We start from the raw sequence: 18,606 nt of genomic DNA, 5'->3' as shown, positions 1-18,606 counted from the left end.
AGCGATTTCCGGCAGCCGCGCTGGACTGATCCATGATCTCGGAATGAGGGGCAGGGCGCCGCAACAACGCTCGGTGTTGTTGCGGCCTATCTGTCTGCGGACTTGGCTGCGCCCATGTTCATGTCTCGCGAATACTATGAATGTTCGCGGCTTCGTACCAGCCCGCTTGGACCGGAACAACCCCGAGCCTTGAAAGGGTGCGACGCTGACGAGCCCTTGAGGGCGCCGCCGGGCGCTGGAAGCTGGCCTGTTCTCAGGCGGCGCGCGGGTTGCGAACGCCGGCCGCCTCTGGCGCCTTGAAGATCCGGAACGTGTTGCGGCCCCCGGCCTTGGCCTGATACAGCGCCGTGTCGGCCCGCACCAGAAGCTCCGACGGCGTGCAGTCTTCGTAGCGGGCGATGCCGATCGAGGCGCCGAGCTTGAGAGCGCGACCGCCATTGTCGACCTGTCTGCCGAGACTGTCGATGATATCGCGCGCAAGTTCCGAGATCGCCGCAAGATCGAGTTGCGGCCCTGCCAGCACGGCAAATTCGTCGCCGCCGATGCGCGAGACCAGATCGACGCCGGTGCAGGCGCTCTCCAGGCGCCGGGCCACGTCCTTGAGGCACTCGTCGCCGGCGATGTGGCCGAAGGTGTCGTTGATCTGCTTGAAGCCGTCGAGATCGACGAGCAGCAGCGCGCCGAGCGCGGGCTGGCCAGAGGTCACAGCCGTCAGTTCCGCCAGCTTCGACTGGAACCGGCTGCGGTTGGCGAGCCCGGTCATGACGTCGTATTCGGCGAGATAACGGGTCTGGTCGGCGAGGATCTTCTCTTCGGTGATGTCCTGCTTCATGCCGAAGATGCGCACGGCAACCCCATCCTCGCATTCGACGCTGGCGGTGATGCGGATCCAGCGGCGATTGCCCTTCGCGGTCACGATCTCGGCGTCGAGGCCGAAGCCGGTACGTTCCGCTATGCCCTTGCTGCGCTTGGCCTGCAGCTCGGCCGCCGAGGCCGGCGTATAACATTTGACGATCTCCGCCCGATCGAGTGGTGCGTCGCGCGGCAGGTCGAAAAGGTCGTAGACCACGTCGGTCCATTGCAGGGCCTGGTCGGCAAGGTTGCATTGCCACACGCCGATGCGGGCGGCGGCCGAGGCGCGGTCGAAGATCTTCTGGCTCTGCGAGAGCGAGGCGGCCTGCTCGCGGATCAACGCGGCCTGCGCCTCAAGCCTGGCCTCAAGCCCGGCGATCGTGGCTGCATCGGGTCCCCGGAGAACGGCCCGCCGCCGCATGTGTCTCGATGACGGACTGCGCATGGTGTGGATCGGTTGCCCCTGTTGCCGGCATCACATTCGCGCCGCAGCGCTTAATATTCCCTCTCTCTAATGCTGCAACGGCACGTCTCCGAGCGCTAGGGTTAACGCATCCCAAACTCTGGTGGCGTTAGGGCATATGTTCTTGAATTGTTCTTGCGCGTTTCTGCAATCTATGCTTGTCTTGGGTCGGGACTTCAACGACCTTGAGCAGGCGAGGGGCCGCCTGCCTGATTTCGAACCAACGTGCATGAATTGCCGCAGCGCATCCGTGCGTCCTCAAGGGCGTGCCGCGCTACAGGGAGGGCAGCATGGTTTCGCGCGTACGCACTGTCGCGTTCCAGGGCATCGAGGCGGTTCCCGTCGACGTGCAGGTGATGGTGGCGCCGGGCAAGGTCGGCATGCAGATCGTCGGCCTGCCCGACAAGGCGGTGGCAGAAAGCCGCGAGCGGGTGCAGGCGGCCCTGCACGCTTCCGGCCTGTCGATGCCGGCCAAGAAGGTCACCGTCAATCTCGCCCCCGCCGACCTGCCCAAGGAAGGCAGCCACTACGACCTGCCCATTGCGCTCGGGCTGATGGCGGCACTCGGCGCCCTGCCCGGCGATGCGCTCGCCGCCTATGTGGTGCTTGGCGAGCTTTCACTCGACGGCACGATTTCGGCGGTGGCAGGGGCATTGCCGGCGGCAATCGGAGCGAATGCCGAAGGCAAGGGGCTGATCTGTCCCGCCGCCAGCGGACCGGAAGCCGCCTGGGCCGGCGCCGACATCGACATCCTGGCGCCGCGCAGCCTGATTGCGATCGCCAACCACTTTCGCGGCACCCAGGTGCTGTCGCGGCCGGAGCCGGGCATCCGCGCCGCGGCGCGCGACCTGCCCGACCTCGCCGACATCAAGGGCCAGGAAAGCGCCAGGCGCGCGCTCGAAGTCGCCGCCGCCGGTGGCCACAATCTGCTGATGGTCGGTCCGCCCGGTGCCGGCAAGTCGATGTTGGCGGCGCGGCTGCCGTCGATCCTGCCGCCGCTGTCGCCCAAGGAACTGCTCGAAGTGTCGATGATCGCCTCGATCGCTGGCGAACTCGCCGAGGGCAAGCTCACCGACCGGCGACCGTTCCGCGCGCCGCATCATTCGGCCTCGATGGCGGCGATGGTCGGCGGCGGCCTGCGCGCCCGGCCGGGCGAAGTGTCGCTTGCGCATCACGGCGTGCTGTTTCTCGACGAATTCCCCGAATTCACCCCGCAGGTGCTCGATTCGCTGCGCCAGCCGCTCGAAGCGGGCGAATGCATGATCGCGCGCGCCAATCATCGCATCACCTATCCTGCCCGGATCCAGCTGGTCGCGGCGATGAACCCGTGCCGTTGCGGCATGGCCGGCGAGCCAGGCTATCGCTGCCTGCGCGGCACCCGCTGCCAGTCCGACTACCAGGCGCGCATCTCCGGTCCGCTGCTCGACCGCATCGACCTGCGCATCGAGGTGCCGGCCGTCTCGGCCTCCGACCTCATCCGCGGCAGCCGCTCGGAGGCCAGCGCCGATGTCGCCTTGCGTGTCGCGCGCGCGCGCACCATCCAGCGCGAGCGCCTCGAACGCCATGGGGTGTCAGGTGCTACCACCAACGCGCAATGCGCCGCCGGCCTGATCGAGGACATTGCCGCGCCCGACGCCGCGGGGCTTTCGTTGCTCCGCGACGCCAGCGAAAAGCTCGGCTTTTCCGCCCGCGCCTATCACCGCGTGCTCAAGGTGGCGCGCACGCTGGCCGATCTCGACGGCAACGAAACCGTCGGCCGCATCCATCTCGCCGAGGCGATTTCGTACCGCATCAGCGCCGAGCGCATGGCGCAGGCGGCTTAGGAGCGGCGAAGCACCGCGAGCACGCAACGGTGGCTCAGGCCATCGCCTGGGAAAGGAGGGCGAAAGGAGAAGAACGGCGACGACAGAAGTGAACAACTAGGAAGCGCCCGGTCGCTTCCGCAGCGCTGGTGGAAATCGGCGTCGTTGAGCCCGGTTGACGATGGCAGATTTGACGCGCGGGGCTCCATCGTCCTGGCGCTTGTCGATGCTCCCGGGATGGTCGACGGCGCAGCGTCTGAAAGAGGCGCTACTTGACCGAGCCGACCATCGTTGTCTGGCCTTCGCGGATCGTCACCCAGCGGCCGGTGTTCTCAGCCGACTGGCGCTTGAGATAGTTGTAGCCGGTCTCGTCCCACTGGCGCACGGCGTCGGTGAGGTTGTCGAGCACGAAGTCGCCCTTCGACGTGCGCACGGTCAGCACCGCATGGCCTTCGCCGTCGGGCTTGCGCACGACGGTGATCAGCAGGTCGGACAGTGAAATGCCTTCGCCGGTCAAGGTGCGACGCTTTTCGAGAACATAGTCCTCGCAGTCGCCTTCGCCATTGTCGGGATAGGTCCAGACTTCGTCACGGCCATAGATGTCGATGTCGTTCATCGGCTTGATCGCCGCGTTGACGGCGATGTTGACGGCGACGATCTTGCGCCACAACGCCCCGGTCATCTCCACCGGGCCGGCGTCGCGCGCCCTGATCGAGCATTCGGCAGGGTTGAGGCGACAGAAATCATAATGGCCGATCGGCTGCGAGGTCAGGCCGCCGGTGGCCATCGGCTGCGCCACGGCCAAGGTTGAGCCGGCAGACAGGACAGCGCCGGCCATCAGCCCGAAAAACACACCGGCACGCCCCGCTGCGCGCCGTACGCCTGCCGCGGAAATCATCTGCCCCGCTCGCCCCTTTACATCGTTAACAAAACGTTAAGATCGTTGACCGGGCAGAGTCAATCGAAGCGCGCGGCAGATTGCAGACATGGTTACCGCGGCGGCGGCCAAGCGATAATTGTGCAACAGAAGCACGGCACAGCGGCTCGACCGCCGGAGCCGGCTTTCTCCAGTCGCGCTGCACGAATTCAACGAGTTAGGCTGCCGTGTCCCTCGATGCGCCCACAACGCAGAAAGGCCCGGCGCTTGCACCGGGCCTTGCCTGTGGAAAAGCTGTCGCTGGCTGGCTAGGCGGCCGTCAGGCCTTGCGCACCAGGCGCGGCTTGGCCGCCTTGCGCGCGGAGGCGCCATAGCTGGCCATGAAGTCGACGATGCGCGGCACGATCTCGGCGCGGAAGCGCGAGCCGTTGAAGACGCCGTAATGGCCGACAGCCGGCTGCATGTAATGCGCCTTCATGTCATCGGGAACGTTGAGACACAGGTCGTGCGCCGCCTGCGTCTGGCCGATGCCGGAAATGTCGTCGTTCTCGCCCTCGACGGTGAACAGCGCCACATTGCGGATCGCCGAGGTATCGACCGGCTGGCCGCGATGGGTCATCTCGCCCTTGGGCAGCGAGTGACGCACGAATACCGTGTCGACGGTCTGCAGGTAGAATTCGGCGGTCAGGTCCATCACCGCCAGATACTCGTCATAGAACTCGCGGTGCTTGTCGGCACCGTCGCCGTCGTTCTTCACAAGGTGCATGAAGAAGTCCTTGTGAGCGGTGATGTGGCGGTCGAGATTCATGGTCATGAAGCCCGACAGCTGCAGGAAGCCCGGATAGACCTCGCGGGCGAAGCCGGGCGCCGGCCACGGCACCTGCATGATGACGTTGTCGCGGAACCACTCAATGCCCTTCTTCTCGGCGAGCTCGTTGACCGCCGTCGGATTGCGCCTTGTGTCGATCGGCCCGCCCATCAGCGTCATCGTCGACGGCACGAAGCGATCGCCGCGCGCTTCCATCACCGCCACCGCAGCCAGCACCGGCACCGACGGCTGGCACACCGCCATCACATGGGTGTCTGGTCCCAGCGCGTGGAACATGTCGATGACATAGTCGATGTAGTCGTCGAGATCGAACTTGCCTTCGGTCACCGGCACCATGCGGGCGTCGGTCCAGTCGGTGATGTAGACGTCGGCATGCGGCAGCATCGCCTCGACGGTGCCGCGCAGCAGCGTCGCATAGTGGCCCGACATTGGCGCCACGACCAGAAGCTTGGGGTCGGGACGGCGGCCGGCGGGCAGGGCGCGCTCGAAATGGATCAGGTTGCAGAATGGCCGCGACCAGGTGACCTTCTCGGTCACCGCCACCGGCTGGAAGTCGACCGTCGTCTTTTCGAGGCCGAAGGCCGGCTTGCCATAGCGCCGCGTCGTGCGCTCGAAGAGTTCGGCCATCGCCGCCACCGAGCGGCCGACCGGCATGTGCGAGAACGGATTGAGCGGGTTGGAATAGAACAGCTTGACGGCGTCGGCATAGGCGCGCGCCGGCTGCAACGCAGCATGTGTCGATTCATAAAGCTGATAAAACATGATGTCCTCATACGGCCATTCGGGGAGGCGAGCCGGCCGGAGGCCCGTCATGCAATGCAGCGAAGTTAACAAACATCTGCTGCGATGCAATATCTCACTTGGCGCGAAACATGGTCATTCTTTAGTCCAAGCTGTTGAAAAACCGTTTCCAATGGCGCCGCCGGCTCAGCATCGGCCGTCTTGACGTTGTGCAGCGCCGCAAACCCCCGAATCAGTCTTGCGGCCACGCGCCATCGTCCCGCCGGGCCTTTCGGCGCGGCGAGGTAGCACGATTCGGGGCTTTGCTTTGGTGTTAGATGCCTTCGACCAGCATGATTTCGCCATCGGCAAACTGCTGGCGGATCGACTTGGCGTGCTGGTATTCCTCTGAGAAGTAGCAGTTGCGCGCGTCTTCCATCGAGGCGAACTCGATGATGACGTTGCGCGCCCGGCCGGGGCCCTCGACCGCCTCATGCGCGCCGCCACGGGCAATGAACTTCGCGCCGAAGCGTTCGAAGGCCGGTTTCGCGGCAGCCACGTAGCCCTTGTAGCCCTCGGGGTCGCGAACATCGACGCGAGCGATCCAGTAAGCCTTGGTCATCTTTTTCCTCCCGAGTTCTCTTTAGTGCGTCCTTCGAGGCTCGCCCCCAGCCGTCGAGCCAGCCGGTCTGCGGCGTGCCGGGCTCGCACCTCAGGATGAGGACCGCTGGCGCCGCCGGGCGCCGTCAGGGCTGAAGGCAGCGCCAGGCGCGGCGCTGGAGCTTCTGCCAGCTGCTCAGGTCCTCATCCTGAGGCGCGAGCCTGAAAGGCGAGCCTCGAAGGACGCACGACCGCCTATGCGGCGGCCATTTCCTCAAGGATAGCCTGGGCAGCAGCCTTCCTGTCAACCGCGCCGACGATCGGGCGGGCGACGACGAGGTGGCTCGAGCCGTTGCGCATGGCGTCAGCCGGGGTGACGACTCGCTTCTGGTCGCCATGGTCGCTGCCGGCAGGGCGGATGCCCGGCGTCACCACGGCCATGTTTGGCCCAACGATGCGGCGGACCGCCGAAGCTTCGCTGGCCGAGCAGACGACGCCGCCCATCTTTGCCTGAAGCGCCTGTTCGGCGCGGCGCAGCACCAGCGTGTGCGGGTCGTATTCGTAGCCCGCGTCGATCATGTCCTTTTCGTCCATCGAGGTCAGCACCGTCACCGCAAGCAGGCACAGGTCGCTGCCCCTGGCAGCCTCCACCGCCGCCTTCATCGCCTTGGGATAGGCATGCAGCGTCAGCATGGTCATGCCCATCTTGACGATGTTCTCGACGCCCTTGGCCACCGTGTTGTCGATGTCGAGCAGCTTCATGTCGAGGAAGACCTTGGTGCCGCCGCTCGCTAGCTCGCGGGCGAAATCGAGCCCGCCGGCAAAGGCCAGCTGGTAGCCGATCTTGTAGAAGCTCGCGGTGCCTTCGAGTTCGCGCACCGCCCTTTCCGCTTCCTTGACCGTCGGCAGGTCGAGGCCGACGATCAGGCGGTCGCGTACAGTGTCTATGCTGCTCATGGTTCTACCCTCCGCGACATCATGATGGCTCGTTCGACCAGCGCATGGCAGAGCCGCTGCATGCCCTTGCGCAGGCGCTCCTCGCGGAAGTCGCCGTCGTCGTCGAAGGCCTCGCCGCCATGCGGCACCGAAACCTGCGGCGAAATCACCTCCATCTGGATGTGCGACAGCACCGCGCGCAGATGGGTGGCGCTGCGGATGCCGGCGAAATGGCCGTCGGAGGACGAGCAGATCGCCACCAGCTTGCCGGCATAGGGCTGCAGCCGCCTGCCACCGTCATTGCGCACGCGGCTGACCCAGTCGATGGTGTTCTTGAGCAGCGGCGGCATCGAGCCGTTATATTCGGGCGTCGCGATCAGCACCGCATCGTGCATGTCGATCAGGCGGGCGAGCTTGACGGCGTTTTCGGGCACACCGTCGCGTTCCTCGAGGTCTTCGTCCATGATCGGCAGCGGATAGTCGGCGAGCGAGATGCGCGTCACGTCGGCGCCCTGCAGCGCCAGTTCCTTTTGCGCTATGTCGGCCGTGCGGCCGCTATAGGCGCCGGTCCTTGTCGAACCTGCAAAGACGAGAATTCTGGGAACGAGCGGCATCATCCATCCTGTGGCACGCCCGGCAAGGCGCACTCAACATCGTGGCGACGGTATAGGCGATCAGCCGGTCAAATCAAGCACGCCGCTCAGTGCTTGGCGCGGCGGTAGACCCAAAGCTGGGTCGGGGGAATGTTGCGGATGATGAAGTCGAAATGCTCGACGGTGTAGTTGCCCAGGCCCGGCGGGATCGGCGATTTCGGCCCGTAGGTCAGCTGGATCACAGGCCGGCCGGCGGGAATGCGCTTGAGCAGGCCTTCGAGATAGGCGACGCGGCTTGTGACCGGAAAATTGAGCAGTGGCACGCCTGAAATGACCGAGTCGAAAGTCAGGTCCTTCTTGTCGCCGAGCGTATTGTCGAGGTCGAAGGCGTCGCCCTCGATGACATTGACGCGTGGGTAGAGGCGACGCAGGTGCTGGACGAAATCGGCTGAATATTCAACCGTATAGAGATCCTCGGGCTTCACGCCGTGGGCGAGGATCGCCTTGGTGATGACGCCGGTGCCGGGCCCGACTTCCAGGACCGGCAGGCCCGATTTGGTATTGACCACCGAGGCCATGCGCTTGGCGGTGACCGAGCTTGTCGGCACGATCGAACCGACGGCCTTGGGCTTGTCGATCCAGCCCTTGAAGAACTTCAGTTCATCGTCGAACTTGGCCGCAAGCGTTTTGCGCAATCCGGAACCGCGTGTCATCGCTTCGATCTCCTCACCGCTGCTGGGGGAGAAATAACAGCTAAGTGGCTCAGCGCAAGCAGAAAGCTGGCTCAATTTCCGTTACGGCAGAAACATTCTCATTTGTCCCCGAAGGACTCGAAAAAGTCCTTCATGCGCGAGAAGAAGCCGCTCGACTGCGGCGAATTCTCTGTCGAGGACAGCTTTTCGAACTCTTCCAGCAATTCGCGCTGGCGCCGCGTCAGGCTCTGCGGCGTTTCGACGGCGGTCTGGATGTAGAGATCGCCAATCTGCGGCTGGCGCAGGATCGGCATGCCCTTGCCCTTGAGGCGGAACTGGCGGCCGTTCTGGGTGCCTTCAGGCACTTTCACGCGCGTCTGGGTACCATCGAGCGTCGCCACCTCGAACGAGCCGCCAAGGGCGGCTGTGGTCATCGAGATCGGCACCTTGCAATAGAGGTCGGCGCCGTCGCGCTGGAAGAACTCGTGCGGCTTGACCGACAGGAAGATGTAGAGGTCGCCCGACGGGCCGCCGCGCAGGCCGGCTTCGCCTTCATTGGCAAGGCGGATGCGGGTGCCGTCCTCGATGCCAGAGGGGATGTTGACCGACAGCGAACGCTCTTCGGTGACGCGGCCCTGGCCGGCGCATTTGCCGCATGGGTCCTTGATCGTCTGGCCGCGGCCCTGGCACTGCGGGCAGGTCCGCTCGATCGAGAAGAAGCCCTGGCTGGCGCGCACCTTGCCGTGGCCCTGGCACATCGAGCAGGTCACCGGCTGGGTGCCGGGCTTGGCGCCCGAACCGGCGCATTCGGTACACAGGATCGAGGTCGGCACGCGGATCTGCGCGGTCTTGCCGGCGAAAGCCTCCTCGAGCGTGATTTCCATGTTGTAGCGCAGGTCGGCGCCGCGCTCGCGGCCACCCGACGAACGGCGGCGCCCGCCGCCCATCATGTCGCCGAAGATATCCTCGAAGATGTCGGCGAAGCCGCCGGCGCCAAAGCCCTGGCCGCCGCCATTGCCCATGCCGCCATTTTCGAAGGCGGCGTGGCCGAAGCGGTCATAGGCGGCGCGCTTCTGCGGGTCCTTCAGCGTCTCGTAGGCTTCGTTGATTTCCTTGAACTTGTGCTCGCATGCGTCGTCGCCCGGATTGCGGTCGGGGTGGAACTGCATGGCAAGCTTGCGGAAGGCAGACTTCAGCTCCTTCTCGTCAGCGCCCTTCTGGACGCCCAGCGTTTCGTAGAAATCAGCTTTCATATCTTCCCGCTGTCTGGTCACTGCCTCGGCGCGAGCAATCGCGTTTGCGCCATCGGTGGTAATAGGCCCCGATTTAGTAAACCATGCGCCGCTATGCCATAGGCAGGGCAGCGGAAGCCGCAGTTTTCGGCAGAAAATCGGCTAATTTTGCAGCCGTTGTGGCCTTGGGGCCGCTCAGGCGATGCGGCGCCGGGCGACTTTGGGCTTCTCCGCGCCCAACCGGGCATTGAGATAGCTGCTCACCGGCCCTTCAAAGTAGCGGTCCGAGGCGAGCGCCACCACCAGAACGGTCACCGCCGGCACCAGCCAGAAGGTGTAGAAGCCGACCACCTCGAGCGGTTCGACCAGCTTGCGCCACACCAAGGCCAGCAGCAGCGTCTCGATGACGGGATGGATCATGTAGATGCCGAACGAGACGCGGCCGAGCGGGTGCAGCGGCTTGAGATAAAGCGCACCGTCGGGATTGTTGCGTTCGGCAAGGGCCGCGAGGAATGTCGCCGCCGCCAGCAAAAGCACGATCACATAGGCATTCTGCTGGCTCGCCATGGCAGCGATCGCCAGGGCAAAGGCCAGCCAGCCGGGCAGGTGGCTCGACAGCCTGAGCCTGGAGTCGCGCACCGCCACGGCCACCATCGCGCCGAGCGCGAAATCGGCAAAGGCGCGATAGGCACCAAAGGTGTTGGCCTCGAGCCAGCTCGGAAACGGGATCCAGCCCAGCATCACCGCAAACTCCAGCACGGTGACGGCCGATGCCGCCACCACCGCCAGTCCCCACATGCCGTGGCGGCGATAGGCAAGCACGATGACCGGCAAGGCGAGATAGCAGAACCACTCCGCCGAAAGCGTCCAGCTGACATAGTTGAAGGTCAGATTGTCGGTCAGGCCCCAGGCCTGGACCAGCATCAGGTTGGCCGGCAGCGCCGTCCAGGCATAACGCTCGGGCTGCTGCGACTGTACGAGACCGAAATGCAGCGCTACGGCCACGATGCAGAAGAACAGCAGCGTCACCAGGTAGAGCGGGTAGAGCCGGGCGAGACGGCGCACGATGAAGCGGCGGAACGAGCCGGGTTCGGTCATCAGCGTGTCGGCATAACGCAGCATGATCAGGAAGCCGGAGATCATGAAGAACATTTCCATCAGCGGCATCAGCCGGTAGAGCGCGTCGCTGACCGCCTCATGTCCGGGCGGCGCATAGCGCAGGAAATGCCACATCATCACGGTCAGGGCCGCAGCCAGCCGCCAGACTTCGAGTGTCCTGAAGTGCATGCCGCCCTCCGCCACCGCGCGGCCGAGGTCAATTGTCAGCCGGGTCCAGCCACAGCCTGCCTGTACTTTCTTTCCTTAAGCTTAAACGCCTCAAACCCTTGTATTAGGCGCAAAAGAAAAGCCCGGCACGATGGCCGGGCTTTCCGATTAGACTGGATGTCGATCTGGTCAGGCCGACTTCTTCTTGTCGTCGTTGTCGTCGATCTCTTCGAAATCGGCGTCGACCACGTCGCTGTCCTTGGCTGCGTCGGCCGCGGCATCGGATTCGGCCGCTTCCTTCTGCGAAGCCTCGTACATCGCCTGGCCGAGCTTCATCGAAGCTTCGGCGAGCGTCTGCGACTTGGCGTTGATCGCCTCGACGTCGTCGCTCTCGGTCGCGGTCCTGAGTGCTGCGATCGCATCCGAAATCGCGGTACGGTCAGCTTCCGTGACCTTGTCGCCATACTCCTTCAGCGACTTCTCGCTGCTGTTGAGCAGGCTTTCGGCCTGGTTGCGTGCCTCGACAAGCGCACGGCGCTTCTTGTCGGCGTCGGCATTGACCTCGGCGTCCTTGACCATCTTGTCGATGTCGGCGTCGGACAGGCCGCCAGATGCCTGGATGCGGATCTGGTGCTCCTTGCCGGTGCCTTTGTCCTTGGCCGAGACATTGACGATGCCGTTGGCGTCGATGTCGAAGGTCACTTCGATCTGCGGCACGCCGCGCGGCGCAGGCGGAATGCCGACGAGGTCGAACTGGCCGAGCATCTTGTTGTCCTGCGCCATTTCACGCTCGCCCTGGAAGACGCGGATGGTCACCGCCGACTGAGAATCCTCGGCCGTCGAGAACACCTGGCTCTTCTTGGTCGGGATCGTGGTGTTGCGTTCGATCAGTCGGGTGAACACGCCGCCCAGCGTCTCGATGCCCAGCGAAAGCGGGGTCACGTCGAGCAGCAGCACGTCCTTGACGTCGCCCTGCAGCACGCCGGCCTGGATCGCGGCACCAAGTGCAACCACCTCATCGGGGTTGACGCCCTTGTGCGGCTCCTTGCCGAAGAACTGCTTCACGATTTCCTGGATCTTGGGCATGCGGGTCATGCCGCCGACCAGGACCACTTCGTCGATCTCGCCTGCCTTGAGGCCGGCATCCTTGAGCGCTGCCTTGCACGGCTCGATCGTGCGCTGGACGAGGTCGTCGACCAGCTGCTCGAACTTGGCGCGCGACAGCTTCAGCGTCAGGTGCTTCGGGCCGGTCGCGTCAGCGGTGATGAAGGGCAGGTTGATTTCGGTCTGGGTCGTCGACGACAGCTCGATCTTGGCCTTTTCGGCAGCTTCCTTGAGGCGCTGCAGGGCAAGCTTGTCGTTCTTCAGGTCGATGCCCTGTTCCTTCTTGAACTCGGCCGCCAGGTACTCGACCAGGCGCATGTCGAAGTCTTCGCCGCCGAGGAAGGTGTCGCCGTTGGTCGACTTGACCTCGAACACGCCGTCGCCGATTTCGAGAACAGAGATATCGAAGGTACCACCGCCAAGGTCATAAACCGCGATGGTCTTGCCTTCGGTCTTGTCGAGACCGTAGGCGAGGGCCGCAGCAGTCGGCTCGTTGATGATGCGCAGCACTTCCAGGCCGGCGATCTTGCCGGCATCCTTGGTGGCTTGGCGCTGGGCGTCGTTGAAATAGGCCGGAACGGTGATGACGGCCTTTTCGACCTTCTCGCCGAGATAGGCTTCCGCCGTTTCCTTCATCTTCTGCAGGATCATCGCCGAGATCTGGCTGGGCGACTGCTTCTTGCCGCCGGCCTCGACCCACGCGTCGCCATTGTCGCCATTGACGATCTCGTAGGGGACAAGCTTCTTGTCCTTCGCGGTGACCGGATCGTCATAGCGGCGGCCGATCAGGCGCTTGACCGCAAAGACGGTGTTTTCAGGATTGGTGACCGCCTGGCGCTTGGCCGGCTGGCCGACGAGACGCTCGCCGTCGCCGCTGAAGGCGACGATGGAAGGGGTCGTGCGCGCGCCTTCCGCGTTCTCGATGACTTTCGCGTCCTTGCCGTCCATGACGGCGACGCAGGAATTGGTCGTTCCCAGGTCGATGCCGATAACTTTTGCCATTTTACTACTTCTCTCCGCTAAGCAGGCTCTCTGGACCCATGAAGGCGTTCCGACGAAAGCCCCTGTTCACTCGAAATGCCGCTCCGGATACCGGTTTTCCGGGCCGAAGCGGTGTTGCGGCGTATATAAGAACAGGCTTCTGGCAGCGCAAGCGTTCTGCAACTTTCCGTGCAGGGGACTCGGCAAAAGCCTGTGGCAAGCTCATATTCTTGGCATGAGCGAACTTCACTCCATCAACCTTTTCGAGCACCGGCGCAACCGCGCAGTGAATATGCTGCAAACCTGGCTGCTCGGGGCCGGCAGCCTGCTGCTGCTCGCCGTCACTGCCTGGGCCTTCGCCGGCAGCACCGGACTGCTTTATGCGCTGGTCTTTGGCGCCATCTCGATGTGGGCGGTGCGGCGCATCAGCCCACAAATGGTGCTGTCGATGTACAAGGCAAGGGAGGTCAGCGCGGCCGACTTTCCCGCCGGCTTCCGCATCGTCCAGGAATTGACCCGCCGTGCCGAGCTTCCAGCTATGCCGAAGCTCTATGTCATCCCGTCCAAGATGATGAACGCCTTTGCCGTCGGTCGCCGCGACGACGCGGCCATCGCCGTCACCGACGCGCTCGCCCGCAACCTGACCCCGCGCGAACTGGCCGGCGTGCTGGCGCACGAGATCAGCCATATCGCCCATGAGGACGTGAAGGTCATGGCCTTCGCCGACATGGTGTCGCGCTTCACCTCGTTCATGTCGACTGTCGGCCTGGTGTCGCTGTTTTTCAACCTGTTCGGCTTTGCCGGCGGCTTCGGCACCCAGGTGCCGTGGCTGGCCGTGCTGGTGCTGCTGGCCGCACCCACCGTCGGCGGCCTGTTGCAGATGGCGCTGTCGCGCACCCGCGAATTCGACGCCGATCTGGGTGCTGCCTCGCTCACCGGCGATCCCGACGGGCTCGCCTCGGCGCTGGCCAAGCTTGAACGCGCCCAGGGCAGGGTCTGGGAAAACATCCTTTTGCCCAGCGGCCGCATTCCCGACCCTTCGGTGCTGCGCACCCACCCGCTTACCGCCGACCGCGTCGCCCGGCTGAAGGCGCTGAAGACCGCAGAGACGCCAGACGAACTTGTTGTGGCCGCCGAACCTGCCGTGCCGCATGTGCAGCGCCCGTCGATCATCCCGCGGATTCGCCCCCATCCCGGCCCCTATCTGCAAGGCGCGCACGGTTTCATCAACGCCGCCAACACCGACTTCGCCGACGATTCCAGACCGGCCAGCGATAGCTCGATCAACCCACCCGACAGCGGCCGCCCGCGCATCCGGGTAACGCGCGGCGGGGTGTGGTGGTGATTTGATGCTCGGGCGTGGAGAGGTTTTCCACGGGGTGGCGTTTTTTTCTGAACAACAACCGCCACGCTGGAACTCTCCCAGCATCTCCCAGGTCGCGTTCCTTCGCCCCCTTCTGGCCTGCCGGCTCCGCTGGCTAGCGGAACCTCAACAACGGCATGGATCCCCGGGTCTCCGCACGTCGCTTCGCTCCTGCTCCGCCCGAGGATGACGAAGCCATGTTGGCTTCGGCCAATCTCCGAAGTCACAATTGGCAAGAAATACCGGACAACTCGCTGGCAGACGGCGAGATTGAAGCTGTCTGCCGAGCGCCGCTGTCGGTGATTGGCCGCGGACCCCAATGCCTTCGTCATCCTCGGGCGGAGCAGGAGCGAAGCGACGTGCGGAGACCCGGGGATCCATGCCGTGAAATGGCAACTGCTGCTGCGGTCCAATGCTACCCAATCTTCCGCGCCGACTGTCACCATCTGTCACCAACCCACGTGGATAGCCGCTCCTGCTTTTCCACGCCCTGAAAAACCTGCCGTATCATTCCCCCATCGCCCTTACGGGACCTGGTGCGCACCGGGTATCAGGAAGGGCGGCGGTGACCTCCCGCCACTGCTACGGTAGCCGTGGCTCCGAGGGCCCGACGACAGGTCGGCGTTTTCCGGCGCGAGCCTCACAAGGCAAGCGCGGCAGGAAGATGCGGAGAAGCCGCGGCGATTGTCCATGGAATGTACATGGAGCGGCGCTGTGACCGGCCAACCTCGGGACAGACACCGGGCGGGGCGCGAGTTCGCGCCACATACTATCAATCGGAAGGCACGGCCTCGCGCCCCGCTTCCCGAACTACCTCCTGCAAGGAGTGCTCTTTGACAATAGCCAGGCGCGAAAGCGAGCGTGGCGGTGAATAAGCTTGGTCCCTTCGCCCCGTTTACGGGGAGAAGGTGGCGGCAGGGGGATGAGGGGCGGCTCGAACTTGCAAGACTTGGCGCTGCCCCTCACCCGGCCCTTCGGGCCACCCTCTCCCCGTAAACGGGGCGAGGGGAAGACCGCGCCTACCGCCGCGCCGCCTTTGCAGCAGGCGTGCCCTTCGCTACTGGCTGCACTTTGTTCGCCGCCACCCAGACGACATGCCTTGCGCCGCTGCCCTTGGTGCTGGCGCGGACCTTGACCTCGTCGGTGACAAAACCGCTCTCGTGCAGGCGCCGCGAGAACGACTTGTCGGGCCCTTGCGACCAGACCGTCAGCACGCCGCCGGGCTTCAGCGCGGTCTTCGCCGCGTAGAGGCCGGTGTAGTTGTAGAGGCTGTCATTGGCGTCGCGCGACAGGCCCTCGGGACCGTTGTCGACGTCGAGCAGGATCGCGTCATAGGCGCCCGCGCCATCGCGGATGAGCTTGCCGACGTCGCCCACCACCACCTCGACGCGCGGGTCGTCGAGTCCGCCGGCGGACAGCTCGGCCATCGGCCCGCGCGCCCAGGCAACGACTTCGGGCACCAGTTCGGCAACGACGATGCGGGCATCCTTGCCGAACAGGGCAAGTGCTGCGCGCAGCGTGAAGCCCATGCCGAGGCCGCCGATCAGGATTTTCGGCTTGGAACGGCCTCCGATGCGCTCATGGGCCAGTTTCGCCAGCGCCTCCTCGGAGCCGCTGAGGCGGCTGTTCATCAGCTCGTTGGAGCCGAGCATGATCGAGAATTCGGTGCCGCGCTGCTTGAGGCGCAATTCGCCACCACCGGGGATCTTCGCGATATCGAGTACGATCCAGGGAATCATCGGCGCTGGCTTTCGCTATGGGACATCATGCGGCGCTCCCTAGCGCATCGGCCCGAAAACCGGAATCGGTTTTCGAAAAGCACGATGCGCACAGCTTCAACAAGCCAGTGCGCGGCCTGAACGAAAGCCCTAGCCGGCCGACCAAAGCGCCGGGCGAAGGCCTAGACCGGCTCCCAGCCATCATGTTCGCCGGCGCAGAAGATCGCGTCGATGACCTTCTGGTTGAGCACCGACTCCTCGAGCGAAAAGACATGGTCCTTGCCGCCCTGTGCCGCGCGCACAAAAGTCTCGACCTGGAGCCGGTACTGCTGCGCGCCGGGGAAGCGGAAAACAGTCGCCTCGTTGTGGCCGGCATTGTGCAGCTCGACGCGGTGATGGTCGTAGAGCCCGGCATTGAACGGCGAATGGATCTCGATGAAGCCCTTGTCGCCGTGGAAGACCATCAGCTGGCGGTTGGCTAGCTGGGTCGAGAGATAGAAGGACAGCTCGAAGTCGCCGAAGTCGGCACGCACGCTGGAATAGATGTCGGTGCCGAATTTCGGGTCGCGCTCGATGCTCGCCTGCACACGCTGCGGCTCCTTGCCGGTCGAAAACCGTGTCGTCACTGTCGGATAGACGCCGATGTCGGGCAGGGCGCCGCCGCCGAGGTCGAGCTGGTTGCGCATGTTGTTGGGGTCGACGTTGTAGTAGGAAAACGCGCCCTGGACGTGCTTCAGCTTGCCGATCGCGCCCGCTGATATCAGGTCGCGCACCTTCAGCCACTGCGGATGGTAGGTGACCATGAAGGCCTCAGCGACGACCACCTTCTTGCGGTCGCGGATGGCGATCAGCGGGGCGATGTCTTCGGCCTTCAGCGCCAGCGGTTTTTCGACCAGCACATGCTTGCCCGCCTCGGCCGCCTTGGCCGCCCATTGGAGATGCTGGGATGTCGGCAGCGGAATGTAGACGCCGTCGACAGCATCGGAGGCGAGCAGCTCGTCATAGGAGCCAAAGGCGTGGCGTGCGCCGAAGCGGTCGGCCAGCGCCTTTGCCTTGCCGATGTCACGGCTGGCGACCGCCGCCACCACGCCATTGTCGGAATCGGCGATCGCCGGCAGCAGCTGGTCGCGGCCGATCTTGGCTGTCGAAAGTACGCCCCAACGAAACATCTGGTCTGCCTCCGGAAATGGCACGTGGCCCAGTGCCACCTGCCGAAGCTTGGCGGAAGCAGCCGCCAAACGCCAGAACTTTCCCGGAGATTTTGGCTCAGCCGCGGCGGCCGGTGAACTGCATGTCGAAGGCAACGATGTTGGAATAGATCGGCGTGCCGACGTCCATCTGGTAGCGCGAGCGCAGAACCTTGCCGCTGACATGGAAGCGGATCTGCCCGCCCTTCATGCCCTGCAGCTCGACTGCGAATTTTTCGCTGGAAGTATGACCGCGCGCGGTCAGTTGACCGGTGACAACTGCCGAATTTTCGCCGGTGCGCTGCACGCTCGTCGAGCGGAAGACGATCTGGCTCGAATTGGCAACGTCGAAGACCGCGTCCGACTTCAGGAACGCATCGATGCGGCTCTGGCCGGTGCCGACGCTGTCGGGGTAGATGGTGATGTCGACCTTCGAACGTGCGATGTCGCCACCGTCGATGCGGATCGTGCCCTTGAATTGGCCGAAGGCGCCGTTGAGCCCACCGCCGCCGATCTTGCCGATGGCAAAGCGGATGCTCGAACCGCTGCTGGAAATGGCATAGCGCCCGGCAGCATCGGACAGCGCCACCGCCGAAGCCGTGCCGCCGATCAAGTCGAGCGCTAGGAAGGCTGCAACGCCGAGAACACGCAAAGACATGTCACCATACTCCCTGATGGCACGGCCCGTCTGAGCCATGCACCGAGACCAACGAATTGGCCCCGGCAGCTATTCCGGCCCGCGCGCCCGGCCTGCGAAAAAGGGCGAAATCATCCTGACCAGCACGACATCGCGCAGCCAGAAATGGTGCCTGAACGCTGCGAGAATGTGCAACACGACCAAGGCGATGGCGGCATATGCGAGCCATTTGTGGCCAAAGATCCAGAAATTCTCGGCCTGTTCGGAAACCTGAAACGGCAAATGCGGCATCACGAACAGGCTGAACGGCATCGACGGGATCTCGAGAACCGAGACCGACACCAGCGCCCAGCCCGACAGCGGCACGACAAGCTGCGCGGCGTAGAGAGCCAGATGTACCGCCGGAGCTGCCCGACGCTCGACCGGACCGACCTCCTCGGGCAATTCAGGACTGAAACTGGCCAGCCGCCAGCCGATGCGGATCAGCACCAGACCGAGCAACAGGAAGCCGAAGGACTTGTGCAACTGGATCAGCTCGAAGGATGTGCGCTGGCTGGCGATGCGCACCATCGTCCAGCCGAGCGCGAACTGGCCGATGAAGACCAGGCCGATCAGCCAGTGAAGGATGATCGCGGCCCAGCCGTAACGCGTGGTCGTATTGCGCAGCATCGCTGGCTTCAACGAACGGGGAGGGCGAATGTTTCCCGAAAACGAAAAAGGCCGGGCGCTTGGCCCGGCCTTTGTTTCATAAGCG

16 protein-coding genes are annotated in these 18,606 nt (G+C 64.4%); 2 read left to right on the top strand and 14 right to left on the bottom strand.

Annotation, left to right across the window (positions count from 1 at the left end):
* Positions 1-253: 253 nt before the first annotated feature.
* Positions 254-1,273, bottom strand: coding sequence for a sensor domain-containing diguanylate cyclase (locus J1C56_RS26670; RefSeq protein ID WP_214393027.1), 1,020 nt, complete (start codon positions 1,271-1,273; stop codon positions 254-256).
* Between the two features lie 332 nt (positions 1,274-1,605).
* Between J1C56_RS26670 and J1C56_RS26665 the strand changes: the two genes are divergently transcribed.
* Entirely contained in the window at positions 1,606-3,138 is a 1,533-nt protein-coding gene (locus tag J1C56_RS26665) for a YifB family Mg chelatase-like AAA ATPase (protein ID WP_214393026.1), read from the top strand.
* 247 nt (positions 3,139-3,385) lie between these two features.
* Here the strand turns inward: J1C56_RS26665 and J1C56_RS26660 are convergent, their stop codons facing one another.
* From J1C56_RS26660 to dnaK, 9 genes are all read right to left on the bottom strand, one after another.
* Complete coding sequence (locus J1C56_RS26660) at positions 3,386-4,015, bottom strand: transglutaminase-like cysteine peptidase (RefSeq protein ID WP_214393025.1); 630 nt, start codon at positions 4,013-4,015, stop codon at positions 3,386-3,388.
* Positions 4,016-4,313: 298 nt separating this feature from the next.
* On the bottom strand, positions 4,314-5,585 hold the full coding sequence (locus tag J1C56_RS26655; RefSeq protein ID WP_214393024.1) for a polyhydroxyalkanoate depolymerase: 1,272 nt from the start codon (positions 5,583-5,585) through the stop codon (positions 4,314-4,316).
* Positions 5,586-5,877: 292 nt separating this feature from the next.
* Positions 5,878-6,165 carry a DUF1330 domain-containing protein gene (locus J1C56_RS26650; protein WP_214393023.1) on the bottom strand — a complete coding sequence of 96 codons (288 nt, stop codon included), beginning with the start codon at positions 6,163-6,165 and terminating at the stop codon, positions 5,878-5,880.
* 233 nt (positions 6,166-6,398) lie between these two features.
* Positions 6,399-7,100, bottom strand: coding sequence for an orotidine-5'-phosphate decarboxylase (gene pyrF, locus J1C56_RS26645; protein WP_214393022.1), 702 nt, complete (start codon positions 7,098-7,100; stop codon positions 6,399-6,401).
* A complete protein-coding gene (locus J1C56_RS26640) occupies positions 7,097-7,693 on the bottom strand; it encodes an NADPH-dependent FMN reductase (protein WP_214393021.1) in 597 nt (198 codons plus the stop codon). The genes pyrF and J1C56_RS26640 overlap by 4 nt, the downstream gene beginning before the upstream one ends.
* Positions 7,694-7,779: 86 nt before the next feature.
* Complete coding sequence (gene pmtA / locus J1C56_RS26635) at positions 7,780-8,385, bottom strand: phospholipid N-methyltransferase PmtA (protein ID WP_214393020.1); 606 nt, start codon at positions 8,383-8,385, stop codon at positions 7,780-7,782.
* Between the two features lie 98 nt (positions 8,386-8,483).
* Entirely contained in the window at positions 8,484-9,617 is a 1,134-nt protein-coding gene (gene dnaJ / locus J1C56_RS26630; RefSeq protein ID WP_214393019.1) for a molecular chaperone DnaJ, read from the bottom strand.
* 174 nt (positions 9,618-9,791) lie between these two features.
* Positions 9,792-10,883 (bottom strand): acyltransferase family protein, encoded by a 1,092-nt coding sequence (locus tag J1C56_RS26625; protein ID WP_214393018.1) that lies wholly within the window; start codon positions 10,881-10,883, stop codon positions 9,792-9,794.
* 168 nt (positions 10,884-11,051) lie between these two features.
* Positions 11,052-12,968 carry a molecular chaperone DnaK gene (dnaK, locus tag J1C56_RS26620; RefSeq protein ID WP_214393017.1) on the bottom strand — a complete coding sequence of 639 codons (1,917 nt, stop codon included), beginning with the start codon at positions 12,966-12,968 and terminating at the stop codon, positions 11,052-11,054.
* Between the two features lie 271 nt (positions 12,969-13,239).
* Here dnaK and J1C56_RS26615 point away from each other — a divergent pair, with 271 nt between their 5' ends.
* The gene (locus J1C56_RS26615; RefSeq protein ID WP_246591979.1) at positions 13,240-14,292 is read left to right on the top strand and encodes a zinc metalloprotease HtpX; all 1,053 of its coding nucleotides are present in this window, start codon (positions 13,240-13,242) and stop codon (positions 14,290-14,292) included.
* A 1,037-nt stretch (positions 14,293-15,329) separates the two neighbouring features.
* Here J1C56_RS26615 and J1C56_RS26610 read toward each other — a convergent pair.
* The 4 genes from J1C56_RS26610 to J1C56_RS26595 form a co-directional block, all read right to left on the bottom strand.
* A complete protein-coding gene (locus tag J1C56_RS26610) occupies positions 15,330-16,049 on the bottom strand; it encodes a spermidine synthase (RefSeq protein ID WP_214393015.1) in 720 nt (239 codons plus the stop codon).
* Positions 16,050-16,210: 161 nt separating this feature from the next.
* Positions 16,211-17,197, bottom strand: coding sequence for a Gfo/Idh/MocA family protein (locus J1C56_RS26605; protein WP_214393014.1), 987 nt, complete (start codon positions 17,195-17,197; stop codon positions 16,211-16,213).
* 97 nt (positions 17,198-17,294) lie between these two features.
* Complete coding sequence (locus J1C56_RS26600) at positions 17,295-17,873, bottom strand: YceI family protein (protein WP_214393013.1); 579 nt, start codon at positions 17,871-17,873, stop codon at positions 17,295-17,297.
* Between the two features lie 69 nt (positions 17,874-17,942).
* Complete coding sequence (locus J1C56_RS26595; protein ID WP_214393012.1) at positions 17,943-18,521, bottom strand: cytochrome b; 579 nt, start codon at positions 18,519-18,521, stop codon at positions 17,943-17,945.
* Positions 18,522-18,606: the final 85 nt, after the last annotated feature.

It is taken from the genome of Aminobacter anthyllidis (assembly GCF_018555685.1).
GTDB classification, from domain to species: Bacteria; Pseudomonadota; Alphaproteobacteria; order Rhizobiales; family Rhizobiaceae; genus Aminobacter; species Aminobacter anthyllidis.
This window is presented reverse-complemented; position numbering and strand designations above follow the sequence as displayed.